The following is a 12769-nucleotide window of genomic DNA, read 5'->3' as shown; positions in this document are numbered from 1 at the left end:
TTATTATGGTTATGTGAATAGAAAGCGTTTTCTAAGGCGTACTTATAATGATAACGATTTCATAAATTTGATAGGGGGAATTAAAATGTTGCAGTTTCTACAACGTATTGGTAAAGCGTTAATGCTTCCAATTGCCGTACTACCAGCAGCAGGATTATTGCTTCGTTTAGGACAAGAAGACGTATTTAACATTCCTGTTATGGCACAGGCCGGTGCAGCAATTTTTGATAATTTAGCACTTATTTTTGCAATTGGTGTTGCAATCGGTTTGTCTGTTGACGGTAGTGGAGCAGCTGGACTTGCCGGAGCAATCGGATATCTTGTTTTACAAAATACAACGAATGCTCTAAGTAAGACGTATTCAGCAGCAGAGTTAAATGATAAATTAAAAAGTGTTCAAGATTTAGTCGGTTCAGTAGATCCAACTAAATTAGCAGATACAATGACAAAGGTTTCAAAAGCAGCGGCGTTAACGCCAAAAATAAACATGGCCATACTCGGTGGTATTATTGCAGGGGTTGTTGCGGGATTATTATACAACAAATTCCATAAGATTAAACTACCAGAATGGTTAGGATTCTTTGCAGGAAAACGCTTCGTACCAATCATTACTTCAATCGTAATGTTACTTTTAGGATTAGTATTCGGTCAAATTTGGCCAACAATTCAAAGTGGTATTGATGCAGTGGCACATGGTATCGTGAACTTAGGTTCAATTGGTGCTGGTTTATTTGGATTATTAAACCGTTTATTAATTCCAATTGGTTTACACCACGTAATGAACACATACTTCTGGTTCGTACTTGGTGACTTTACAAATGCAGCAGGCGATATCGTTCATGGTGATATTGCACGTTTCTTTGCAAAAGATCCATCAGCAGGTATGTTTATGACTGGTTTCTTCCCAGTTATGATGTTCGGTTTACCAGCAGCATGTTTCGCAATGATTGCAGCTGCTAAACCAGAAAAACGTAAAATGGTTACAGGTATGTTAGGTGGTCTAGCATTAACTTCATTCTTAACTGGTATTACAGAGCCAATTGAATTCTCATTCATGTTCTTATCACCAGTACTATATGGAATTCATGCTGTATTAACAGGTCTGTCTCTATTCATTACAACAACACTTGGCATTCATGATGGTTTCTCATTTAGTGCCGGGGCAATCGATTACGTCTTAAACTTCGGTATTGCAACAAAACCATTGTTACTAGCAGGAATCGGTTTAATTTACGCAGCAATTTACTTTGTAGTATTCTACTTCTTAATTAAGAAGTTCGACCTAAAAACTCCTGGTCGTGAAGATGAAGAGGAAATGGCTGAAGGCGAAGAAGCTCCAGTTGCGGGTTCAATTGGTGAAACTTACGTAGCAGCTTTAGGTGGAAAAGAAAACTTAACAGTTATTGATAACTGTGCAACACGTCTACGCTTACAAGTGAAAGATGCTGATCAAGTAAACGAAGCAGCATTAAAACGTGCTGGTGCAAAAGGTGTTATGAAATTAAGTAACACGAGTGTCCAAGTTATCGTAGGTACAAATGTTGAATCTGTTGCCGATGATATGAAAAAACACGTATAAATAATTAGATAAGAGGATATCCAAAAAAGATTGATAACATCAATTTTTAGAGGATATCCTCTTTTTTTATGTTAAAAATTTAACGGGAATCTTACTTTTGTAAATTTTCTTTTTCTTTTTTATACATATAGGTTGGTAATATGTGCAGTGCGTGATAAAGTAGGGATGACATAGAATGGATTATCCATAATCTACTAAAATAAATCTTTAGTAGAGAGATTAAATTATTGGTGAATAAGGGGAAAAAAGTAATCATGGATCACGAAAAAAATAATGCGAATGGGAAATCACGTCGGCCGATTGTATACATAAAAAGAACAATCATTCTCGTCTTACTATTTTCACTTGTATATTTCATGTATACAAAAATTGTTGCGCATAATAAGAAAGAAGAAACTTTAAAAGCAGCAGCAGAAATGAAGAAACAAGAAGAGCTAAAAAAGAAAGAAGAAAAAAAGAAGCAAGAAGCAAAAAAACAAATAGAGCAGGAAGAACAAGTGAAGCAAGCACAAGCTGCAGAACAGCCTGCTGAGGGACCACCTCAAGAAATTAATGAAAACGCTCAATTAGATCAATATTTGCAAAAAACAGGATTTAGCGGGACAGCGGTTATTGTGAAGAACGGAAAGGTTCTTGTGAATAAAGGATACGGTATGGCGAATAAAGAGAAACAAGTACCGAATAATTCAGAGACAACTTTTTATATTGGTTCTATTTCAAAGGCTTTTGTAGCGACTGCTATTATGCAATTAAAAGATCAAAATAAGTTAAATGTAGAGGATACGATTGCGAAGTATATTCCAGATTTCCCTCAAGGTAATGGCATTCAGTTAAAACATTTACTAACACATACATCAGGAATTCCAGAGTACGAGCAGGGAACAGAGGATATCTCTCATGAAGAATTGATAAAACGAATAGGAAAGCAAAAGCGTATTGGAAGTCCAGGAGAGAAATGGAAGTATTCCGATTCTAACTATTCGATACTTGCCTATATTGCTGAGAAGGTAAGCGGACAACCGTTAGAAGAGTATATTAAACAACATATTTTTGCTACTGCTGGTATGAAACATTCTGGTTTTGGTAGAGAGCTAGAACAAACAAGATTTCCATCGACAGGTTATAAAATAGTAAATAACAATATGACAACACCTAATATTCCAAGTATGTCACAACTTTATGGTTGTGGTGATATATATACAAGTGCCCATGATTTATATTTATTTAATGAAGCGCTCTTCTCTGGAAAGTTGATTTCAAAAGAAAGCTACGATCAAATGTTTACAGGTGGAAAAAAAGATTACGGGTTTGGATGGTACGTAGACCCGGGAAGTTATTCGAATCACGGTGTAATGCCAGGCTGGAACTGTTTAAATGGATTTAGTAAAAATGGTAGTGTGTATGTTGTTTTATTATCTAACATTCAAAACAACATTAAATCTTTTGGTAAAGTGAATAATGACATTTATACGATGTTACGAAATATTGAAGTGTAAGAGACTATCTTTTTAGGTAGTCTTTTTTTTATGTGATTAGAACATATTGTTTCGTTGAAAAATGTATGTCTTACCTATCACAAAAAGAGTCTGCTTTGTATACATTAAGATGTATGGATATATTTTTATAATTTAAAAATAATAGGAGGAGAAGTGTATGTGTTTATTCGGTAAGTATTGGAAAAAGTTATCGAGATTGTTTAATAGACAATTAGATTATTTTTTAGATAATAAGTTATTGCCTGCTATGGAACGACTTTTGTTTTCGCAAAACTTCGCGAGGTTTATCCAAAGAAACTCCAAGCAAGCTACGGAAGAATTTATTGAATCAAGTAGATTTCAATCTATTATTTGTAACATTTTAAAAGAATGTAATACATCACCTTTTAAAGAAATTGCAGAGCAGTATTTAGGTAAAAATGTAGAAATTACGGTGACAGTTGGACAGTTAACAGGTGTAATTGTAGCAGTTGGTGATGATTTCTTAACACTGCAAGAAGGAATAGGAACAGAAGTTTTATTACCATTTACAAGTATTATATCAATTAAAGAAGCGTAAGAAAGGAGACTTATATATGTTATTTACTGAAGAATTACGTAATCATGTTGGTGAACTAGTGCAAGTTGTGACAGCGGCCGAAATTGTTGCAGGTATTCTGTTATCTGTGACAGACGGGGCAGTAAGTGTTCGTACTTCTCCTTCTTATGGACCACCGGAAGATGTAGTTGTACGTATTCCTATCATTTCTTATGTTCGCTTGGAAGGGTAAGCGTGGTACAAGTATGAGGGTATCAGTTATTATTCCAGTGCATAATGAAGCGAGTACTTTATCACAAGTTTTAGTAGAAGTGGAGAAATTGAAACCATATGAAATTATCGTAGTAGATAATGGATCGACAGACGAAACAAAAGAAATAGCCTTACAACATCATTGCCATGTCATTTATTATAAATATTCTCTTGGTAATGATGTTGGACGGGCAATTGGTGCAAGAGAAGCGAAAGGCGACATTGTTTTGTTTTTAGACGGTGATATCGTCATTGATAATAAAGAGCTACAACGTTTTATAAAAGGCATTCAGCAAGGTCACCAAATTGTTGTGAATAATTTAACATGGTCTGTTTATTTAAAGATGAGACCGCATTATACGACAGTTGGCAAATTTATGTTGAATCGTTATTTGAATAAAAAAGAGCTTGTTGTTGGATCTTTAATCGCAATTCCGCATGCAATGAGTAGGGAAGTTATTCAAAAGTTTGGTTGGTGGAATTTAGCGGATCCAGCACTATTTCAAGCGATAGCGATGTCTAGAGGAGTAGATATTGTTGATATGGCTTCTGTCGATGTCATTCATACAAATAAAGTGCGTCCCGTTCATAGTGGTACATCACCTGGCTCTCCTTATCCGAAAGCGACTAGTCGTATTATGGGGGATCATTTACGTGCTTTGCAATACGTAATCGAAATATATGGTAAGCGTGGTGGCTTTTCGGAAGGAAATAGGGATAGAGAGTTTATAGGAAAGTATAAACCAGTTTTATTACAAAAGAAAAAAGCGAAATATAGTGCAATTATCCCAGTATCAGAAGAAAAGATGACTATAAGATCTGTAATACAAGAAGTGAAAAAATCAGGTGTAGATGAAATTATAGTTGTTGCGAATGGAGCGGACGTTGAGACAGTTAAACAAGCAAAGCTAGAGAATGTCATTGTTATTGAATTTGAGGAAGCGCTTGGACATAATGTAGCCCGAGCGATAGGAGCTATGCATGCTACGGCCGATATTTGTTTATTTGTCGATGGTGATTTTGTTATTCCAGGGGAAAAACTAATTCCATTTTTACATGCTATCGAAGATGGAAATGATGTGGCATTGAATGATTTACAGTGTTTATTAGATATGTTTCATCCGGCAGACCCAATTAGCATGGGAAAATATTTTGTGAATTTGGTAGCGAAACGACCAGATTTATGGAATAACTCATTAACGGCAGTACCACATGCTATGCATAAAAAGGTAATAGAGAAAATCGGATATGATTCTCTTATCATTCCACCACTCGCTCAAATGAAAGCTATTTTGGAGGGATTTTCTATTACAGCGGTAGACTTTGTAGATGTCATAAAAACAAATCGAGTACGCCCAGAGCAACATGGATTTGTAAATGGGCGTATTCCAGCATTTGATCGTATTTTCGGTGATCAACTTGAGGCGATTGCATATTTATTGCAATCCACAGACGAGCGCGGGAGTTTTACAGATGGAGAGCGGAATAGAGATATCATTCAACAATTGAGAAAGGAAGAAGAGAATACAGATGAATGTTAGTAGTACAGTTGCCATTATCGGATTAGGATATGTTGGTCTTCCTTTGGCAGTTCATTTTGCAGAGAGAGGACATACAGTGCTTGGATTAGATAAAGATACTAGAAAAATAGAATCAATTATACAGGGAGAAAGTTATATTCCAGATGTTTCTTCTAAATTGTTACAAAGTTTATTGACTAGAAAAAAATTAATAGTCAATACACCGGATCAAGGTATTGCTGATTTTCAAAATAGTGATTACGTTATTGTCACTGTCCCAACTCCAATTAATGAACAAAGAGAACCAGACTTAAGTGCCCTCATTTCAGCTTCGCATTATATACAACAAAACCTTCAAAAAGGACAAACCTTCATTTTCGAAAGTTCCACATATCCAGGTACGCTCGAGGAAGTTATTATACCGATTATTTCTCAAACAGGAAAAAAGGTAGGAGAAGATTTCTATATTGGGTATTCTCCTGAGAGAATTGACCCAGCTAATAGTCAATATTCAGTTCAAACGATTCCAAAAGTCATTAGTGGACAAACAGAAATGTGTAAACAAAAAGTACAGGCTTTGTATAGCACTATATTTGATGTAGTTGTTCCAGTTAGCTCTCCAAAAGTAGCAGAAATGTGTAAGCTATTTGAAAATATTCAGCGCTTAGTCAATATTTCATTAGTAAATGAGTTAAATACACTATGTGAAAGTTTAGGAATTGATTTTTATGAGGCACTTGAAGCGGCATCTACAAAACCGTTTGGATTTACGCCGTATTGGCCAGGACCAGGGATAGGGGGACACTGTATTCCGGTAGATCCTTTATATTTCCAGTGGAGAATAAAAAAGAATGGAGCAATTAGTCAATTAATTGAGGCGGCACATGTAATTAATGAGGAAATGCCAGAGAAAGTGGTCCGGAAAGTAAAAGGTGTGGTGCAATCACCTGCAACGGTTTTAATTGTAGGAATTGCATATAAAAAAGATGTAAATGACTTAAGAGAATCGCCAGCGTTGCCAATTATTGAATTGTTAATAAAAGCAGGATATGAGATAGCGTATCACGATCCATATATTTCTTCTGCAAAATTTGGAGATAAGGTGTATCAATCTGTTTCTTTGGATGAACAAGTCGTTAAACAAGCGGATTGTATTTTAATTTTAACAGACCACTCTAATATCGATTGGAAGGTTTTTAAAGGGATAAAGCAAGTCGTAGATACACGTGGAATTATAAAGAAGGTGAGTGTATGAGTAAGAAATGTTTAATTACAGGTGGAGCAGGATTTATTGGATCGCATTTAGCTGAAGAGCTGGTGAAAAGAGGTTATGATGTCACTATCGTTGATAACTTCTATAAAGGGAAAAATAAATATCATGATGAGTTAATGAAAGAAATTCGGGTTATTCCAATAAGTGTTTTAGATAAAAATTCTATTTATGAATTAGTAAATCAACATGATGTAGTGTTTCATTTAGCAGCAATTTTAGGTGTGAAAACGACAATGGAAAAGAGTATAGAGCTTATTGAAACGAATTTTGATGGAACGAGAAACATTTTACAAGCAGCGCTAAAAGGAAAGAAGAAAGTAGTTTTTGCGTCTACTTCAGAAGTATATGGTAAGGCAAAGCCGCCCTTTTCTGAAGAAGGAGATCGATTATACGGTGCAACCTCTAAAATACGTTGGAGTTATGCAATTTGTAAAACGTTAGAAGAAACATTATGTTTAGGATACGCTTTAGAAGGTTTACCTGTAACGATTGTTCGTTATTTTAATATTTATGGTCCAAGAGCGAAAGATGGTCCGTATGCAGGGGTAATCCCACGATTTATTCGCGCAGCACTGCGAGGAGAAGACATTCTCGTATATGGAGATGGAAAGCAGACACGTTGTTTTACGTATGTAAGTGATGCGGTAGAGGCAACGATTCGAGCAATGGATGAGAAGGTAAATGGTGAGATTATTAATATAGGTTCTGAGAATGAAAAGAGTATAAAAGAAGTAGCAGCAGTAATAAAAAAATTAACGAATTCTTCTTCAAAAATTGTTCAAGTTCCTTTCGAAGAGGTATATCCACATGGCTTTGAAGAAATTCCAAATAGAAGACCAGATGTAACGAAATTAAGAGAACTTGTTCAATTTCAAGCGAAAGTAACGTGGGAACAAGGGTTGAAAGAAACTATTAAATGGTTTCGTGAAGAAAACAATGGCTAAGTCACTATCGATTATTATACCTGTATGTAATGAAGTGGATACGATTTCAGACGTTATTCAATCGGCAAAAGGATTAAATCCAGTAGAGATTATTGTAGTAGCAAACGGTTGTAACGATGGTACAGAAGAGGTTGCTGATCGTTTAGGGTGTAAAGTAATTAAGTATACAGAGCTACTGGGGAATGATGTGGGCCGTGCAGTTGGCGCAAAACACGCGATAGGTGATGTATTACTATTTATAGATGGAGATTTTGTTATTCAAACTTCACAGTTACAATTATTCCTAAATCCAATTTTACATGATCAGGCCGACATCGTTTTAAATAATTTGGATGCGTTATTTTTAAAGAAACAAAAACCGCACTCAGTGACAGTGTGGCGCCAAATATTAAATGCAATGTTAGAGAGTGAGGAGTTAAAAATTGACTCTTTATTATCTGTACCTCATGCGTTGACGAAAGAAGTTGTTCAAAGCATTGGATATGAATGTTTTGTTAATCCTATTGTCGCTCATTTACGCCTTATTCAAAGCAAATGGAGAATTAGTCGACATTGTGCAATTGACGTTATTACACCAAATAAATTTCGGCCGACCGAGCATGCTGCGTATGGCACGGGTCTTTCTCATTCTGAAAAACGGATGATAGGTGACCATATAGAAGCTGTAGCGGAGCGAATAGTAGGTAGCGATGAGCGCGGAGGGTATTATGATGGAAATAGGAAAAGAGATAGTGTCTATCATACTTTAGATTTTGAAGATTTTTATCAAGGATGGGGCGTTACATCGAATTTGTATAAGGGAAAGCAATTATCGGTCATTATTCCTGTACAAGATGAAGAGAAAACAATTGGAAACGTTATAGAAGAACTTCGCAAAATTGAACCTTTTGAAATTATCGTTGTTGTAAATGGTTCGTCTGATCAAACAGCAACGATTGCAAAAGAAAAGGGAGCAACGACAATTGTATATAAAGAAGCACTCGGAAATGATGTGGGGCGCTCACTTGGAACGTATTTCGCAAAAGGAGAAATTGTATTATTTATAGACGGCGATTTTGTTATTCCAGCGAGTGAGTTATATCCTTTTGCGAAAGCTATTGCAGATGGAACAGATGTTGCATTAAATGATCTAAATCATTATTTAGATTTAAGAGTACCGCTTCATCTTGTAACTGCATTTAAATATGCATTAAATTTAGCTTGTGATAGAAAAGATCTAGGCGTAGGCTCTCTTATCGCTGTACCGAATGCATTTAGTCGTAAGTGTTTGAAAGAAATTGGATATAGATCTTTACTGGCACCGTGTGTAGCTCAAGTGAAAGCTATTCTTTCAGGATTTGAAGTTGCATGTGTAAGTCGTGTTGAAGTCGATAAGATGAACCGTATTCGACCCAGTGAACATTTTGCTAAAATAGGTCATCCACCAGCTGTACTTCGAATTATTGGTGATCATATAGAAGGGTTAGAGCAATTAATTGTATTAACAGGCAGTCGTGGTGGATTCCATGATGGAAATAGAAAAAGAGATATTTTATAGGTAACAAAAAAGTGTACAACATATGTACACTTTTTTGTTCTGTTATAAAAACTATAACAGATTAGGAGATAAGAGTATTACAGCTCTACAATGGGTATTGTTTTTATATTACAAAATAGGACTCGTATATAAGAATACCAAAAAAATACAATTAAGGAAAGGGTTAATTTTAAAGACTTTAAAATGAAGTTAACACTATGTATATAGTAGTTTGCTCAACATTTCACAAACATGTCACAACTATTTCGTTCACTTTCGTAAAAAAGTAGTATTCTAAGTGTGTAAGCTGTTATATAAAAAATCTTAGTCCTGTACTAATCAAAAATGGAGGAGATTAGGATGACTCAAGTATTAGAAAATGTTAAAAACGCATGGGAAAACTTTAAAGGTGAAAAATGGAAAGCAGAGATTGATGTTCGCGATTTCATTTTAAATAATGTAAACGTTTACGAGGGAGATGAATCTTTCTTAGCAGGAGCAACTGAAGCAACGAAACAACTTTGGGAGCAAGTAATGGATTTAACAACGAAAGAACGTGAAAACGGTGGCGTTCTTGATATGGATACAAAAATTGTTTCTTCTATTACATCACATGAACCAGGATATTTAAATAAAGAGACTGAAAAAGTAGTCGGTTTCCAAACTGATAAACCATTTAAACGTTCTTTACAACCGTATGGTGGTATTCGTATGGCAGAACAAGCTTGTGAATCTTATGGATACGAAATGGATAAAGAGCTTAGTCGTATTTTTAGAGATTGGAGAAAAACTCATAACCAAGGTGTATTTGATGCTTATACACCAGAAATGAGAGCTGCTCGTAAATCAGGTGTTATTACGGGTCTTCCGGATGCATACGGACGTGGACGTATTATCGGTGACTACCGCCGCGTAGCATTATATGGAGTAGATCATTTAATTGAAGCGAAGAAAGCAGATTTAAATTTAACTGGCGGTGTAATGAGTGAAGATACAATGCGTTTACGCGAAGAGTTATCTGAACAAATACGTGCACTTCAAGAGTTAAAACAAATGGCTGCTTCTCATGGCTTTGATATTTCTAAGCCAGCAACAACTGCTCAAGAAGCATTCCAATGGTTATACTTTGCATATCTTGCAGCAATTAAAGAGCAAAACGGAGCTGCAATGAGTCTTGGACGTACTTCTACATTCTTAGATATTTATATTGAAAGAGATTTAGCAAATGGTACTTTAACAGAAGAAGACGTACAAGAAATTGTGGATCACTTCATTATGAAATTACGTCTTGTGAAATTTGCAAGAACACCTGATTATAATGAATTATTCTCTGGTGACCCAACTTGGGTAACTGAGTCTATCGGCGGTATGGCATTAGATGGCCGTCCATTAGTAACAAAGAACTCATTCCGTTTCTTGCATACACTAGATAATTTAGGACCAGCTCCAGAACCAAACTTAACAGTTCTTTGGTCTAAACAATTACCACAGAACTTTAAAAACTACTGTGCGAAAATGTCTATTAAAACATCAGCAATTCAATATGAAAATGATGACATTATGCGTGCTGACTACGGCGATGACTACGGGATTGCTTGTTGTGTATCTGCAATGAGAATCGGTAAACAAATGCAGTTCTTCGGTGCACGTGCAAACTTAGCAAAAGCATTACTATATGCGATTAACGGTGGTAAAGATGAAAAATCTAAAGCACAAGTTGGTCCTGAGTACGCACCGATTACTTCTGAAGTATTAGATTATGAAGAAGTTATGCATAAGTTTGATATGACAATGGAATGGTTAGCGGGTCTATATTTAAACACATTAAATGTTATTCACTACATGCACGATAAATATAGCTATGAACGTATTGAAATGGCACTTCACGATACAAATGTTCTTCGTACAATGGCAACAGGTATCGCGGGTCTATCTGTAGTAGCAGACTCTTTAAGTGCAATTAAACATGCAAAAGTAAAACCAATTCGCGATGAAAATGGAATTGCAGTTGACTTTGAAATTGAAGGAGATTTCCCTAAATACGGTAACAATGATGACCGTGTAGATGAAATTGCTGTAAATCTTGTGAAAACATTTATGAATAAACTTCGTAAACATAAAACATATAGAAATTCTGTTCATACAATGTCAATCTTAACAATCACATCTAACGTTGTATACGGTAAGAAAACTGGTAACACTCCAGATGGTCGCCGTACTGGAGAACCATTTGCACCAGGTGCGAACCCGATGCATGGACGTGATACAAAAGGTGCGTTAGCTTCATTATTATCTGTAGCTAAATTACCATATGAAGATGCACAAGATGGCATTTCTAATACATTCTCTATTATTCCAAAAGCACTTGGTAAAGAGGATGAAGTACAAGTACGTAACTTAGTATCAATGCTTGATGGTTATGCAGTAAAAGAAGGACATCACTTAAATATTAACGTATTTAACCGTGAAACATTAATGGATGCAATGGAACATCCTGAGAAATATCCACAATTAACAATTCGCGTATCTGGTTACGCTGTAAACTTTATTAAATTAACTCGTGAACAACAAATCGATGTAATTAACCGTACAATGCATGAAAGCATGTAAATGAAAAAAGTGTCCCTCTGCATTTTATAAATAGCAGAGGGAGGCTGTTTCAATAAAGGAGGAAGTAACATGGTAAAAGGAAGAATTCATTCTGTAGAGTCTTGTGGTACTGTTGATGGCCCAGGAATTCGTTATGTCATATTTACACAAGGGTGTTTATTACGTTGTCAATATTGTCATAATGCTGATACGTGGGAGATCGGTAAAGGAAAAGAAATAACAGTCGAAGAAGTAATGCAGGATGTGACATGTTACCTTCCTTTTATTGAAGCTTCCGGAGGCGGTATAACAGTTAGTGGTGGGGAACCATTATTACAACTAGATTTCTTAATTGAATTATTTAAGAAATGTAAGGAAATTGGAATTCATACAACAATTGACTCTTCGGGTGGTTGTTATTCTGAAGAACCAGAATTCCAAAATAAGCTAGATATTTTAATGGAGTACACAGATTTAGTTTTATTGGATTTGAAACATATTGATTCAAAGAAACATCGTAAATTAACAGGAAAACCAAATGAACATATTTTACAATTTGCTCGTTATTTATCGGATAAAAATAAACCGATTTGGGTACGACACGTATTAGTTCCTGGTATTACTGATAATGAGGAGGATCTACAAAAACTATCTAGTTTTATTCAAAGTCTGTCTAATGTTCAGAAAGTTGAAGTGCTACCATACCATAAGCTTGGTGTATATAAATGGGAGGCACTTGGGCATAAGTATCCACTCGCAAATGTAGAACCGCCTACTGAAAAAAATGTAGAAGAAGCAAGACATATTTTACAAGCAGTCTAATCCAAATGTTGGGTTAGGCTTTTTGCTTTCTTTACAATAAAACCTAGAGTATATATGGAGAAAAGAGTATACTGAAAATAGAATATCCATATTTTTGTAAGGAATAAGTGGAGAAATTTACATAATTGTAAAGGGAAATCAAAATAGTAAAAAGAATTAAGAAGTAAAAGAGTGAGTATCATGGAATAGAGAACATTTGTAAGTTATTGCGAAAGCTCTTATAGGAAAGTATAATGTAAA

General features: G+C 35.4%; 10 protein-coding genes. All 10 read left to right on the top strand.

The features are described 5' to 3' along the window. Positions 1 to 85: 85 nt before the first annotated feature. The 10 genes from nagE (at position 86) to pflA (ending at position 12529) form a co-directional block, all read left to right on the top strand. On the top strand, positions 86 to 1579 hold the full coding sequence (nagE, locus tag MR147_RS18905; protein WP_242304623.1) for an N-acetylglucosamine-specific PTS transporter subunit IIBC: 1494 nt from the start codon (positions 86 to 88) through the stop codon (positions 1577 to 1579). A gap of 254 nt (positions 1580 to 1833) precedes the next feature. Further along, the gene (locus MR147_RS18900; protein ID WP_242304622.1) at positions 1834 to 3075 is read left to right on the top strand and encodes a serine hydrolase domain-containing protein; all 1242 of its coding nucleotides are present in this window, start codon (positions 1834 to 1836) and stop codon (positions 3073 to 3075) included. A 157-nt stretch (positions 3076 to 3232) separates the two neighbouring features. Beyond that, positions 3233 to 3634 (top strand): LSm family protein, encoded by a 402-nt coding sequence (locus MR147_RS18895; RefSeq protein ID WP_000335513.1) that lies wholly within the window; start codon positions 3233 to 3235, stop codon positions 3632 to 3634. 16 nt (positions 3635 to 3650) lie between these two features. Then, complete coding sequence (locus MR147_RS18890) at positions 3651 to 3845, top strand: LSm family protein (protein WP_000899480.1); 195 nt, start codon at positions 3651 to 3653, stop codon at positions 3843 to 3845. Beyond that, entirely contained in the window at positions 3826 to 5406 is a 1581-nt protein-coding gene (locus MR147_RS18885; protein ID WP_139302791.1) for a glycosyltransferase family 2 protein, read from the top strand. The genes MR147_RS18890 and MR147_RS18885 overlap by 20 nt, the downstream gene beginning before the upstream one ends. Next, on the top strand, positions 5396 to 6640 hold the full coding sequence (locus tag MR147_RS18880; RefSeq protein ID WP_001103215.1) for a nucleotide sugar dehydrogenase: 1245 nt from the start codon (positions 5396 to 5398) through the stop codon (positions 6638 to 6640). The genes MR147_RS18885 and MR147_RS18880 overlap by 11 nt, the downstream gene beginning before the upstream one ends. Further along, the gene (locus tag MR147_RS18875; RefSeq protein WP_000037033.1) at positions 6637 to 7602 is read left to right on the top strand and encodes an NAD-dependent epimerase/dehydratase family protein; all 966 of its coding nucleotides are present in this window, start codon (positions 6637 to 6639) and stop codon (positions 7600 to 7602) included. Before MR147_RS18880 ends, MR147_RS18875 begins: the two co-directional genes overlap by 4 nt. Next, the gene (locus MR147_RS18870; RefSeq protein ID WP_242304620.1) at positions 7595 to 9139 is read left to right on the top strand and encodes a glycosyltransferase family 2 protein; all 1545 of its coding nucleotides are present in this window, start codon (positions 7595 to 7597) and stop codon (positions 9137 to 9139) included. Before MR147_RS18875 ends, MR147_RS18870 begins: the two co-directional genes overlap by 8 nt. A 339-nt stretch (positions 9140 to 9478) precedes the next feature. After that, the gene (gene pflB / locus MR147_RS18865) at positions 9479 to 11728 is read left to right on the top strand and encodes a formate C-acetyltransferase (protein WP_074608196.1); all 2250 of its coding nucleotides are present in this window, start codon (positions 9479 to 9481) and stop codon (positions 11726 to 11728) included. Positions 11729 to 11797: 69 nt separating this feature from the next. After that, a complete protein-coding gene (gene pflA, locus MR147_RS18860) occupies positions 11798 to 12529 on the top strand; it encodes a pyruvate formate-lyase-activating protein (RefSeq protein ID WP_000238472.1) in 732 nt (243 codons plus the stop codon). Positions 12530 to 12769: the final 240 nt, after the last annotated feature.

Source organism: Bacillus cereus group sp. BfR-BA-01350, assembly GCF_022663775.1.
Lineage (GTDB): Bacteria > Bacillota > Bacilli > Bacillales > Bacillaceae_G > Bacillus_A > Bacillus_A paranthracis.
Note: the sequence above shows the minus strand (reverse complement) of the source record. Positions and strands in the feature narration are given on the sequence as shown.

Excerpts from the sequence above, each read along its gene's own strand:
- MR147_RS18900 (WP_242304622.1), top strand. The coding sequence starts at position 1,834 with ATGGATCACGAAAAAAATAATGCGAATGGGAAATCACGTCGGCCGATT.
- pflA (WP_000238472.1), top strand. The coding sequence starts at position 11,798 with ATGGTAAAAGGAAGAATTCATTCTGTAGAGTCTTGTGGTACTGTTGAT.
- pflB (WP_074608196.1), top strand. The coding sequence starts at position 9,479 with ATGACTCAAGTATTAGAAAATGTTAAAAACGCATGGGAAAACTTTAAA.
- nagE (WP_242304623.1), top strand. The coding sequence starts at position 86 with ATGTTGCAGTTTCTACAACGTATTGGTAAAGCGTTAATGCTTCCAATT.
- MR147_RS18880 (WP_001103215.1), top strand. The coding sequence starts at position 5,396 with ATGAATGTTAGTAGTACAGTTGCCATTATCGGATTAGGATATGTTGGT.
- MR147_RS18875 (WP_000037033.1), top strand. The coding sequence starts at position 6,637 with ATGAGTAAGAAATGTTTAATTACAGGTGGAGCAGGATTTATTGGATCG.
- MR147_RS18890 (WP_000899480.1), top strand. The coding sequence starts at position 3,651 with ATGTTATTTACTGAAGAATTACGTAATCATGTTGGTGAACTAGTGCAA.
- MR147_RS18870 (WP_242304620.1), top strand. The coding sequence starts at position 7,595 with ATGGCTAAGTCACTATCGATTATTATACCTGTATGTAATGAAGTGGAT.
- MR147_RS18885 (WP_139302791.1), top strand. The coding sequence starts at position 3,826 with ATGTTCGCTTGGAAGGGTAAGCGTGGTACAAGTATGAGGGTATCAGTT.
- MR147_RS18895 (WP_000335513.1), top strand. The coding sequence starts at position 3,233 with ATGTGTTTATTCGGTAAGTATTGGAAAAAGTTATCGAGATTGTTTAAT.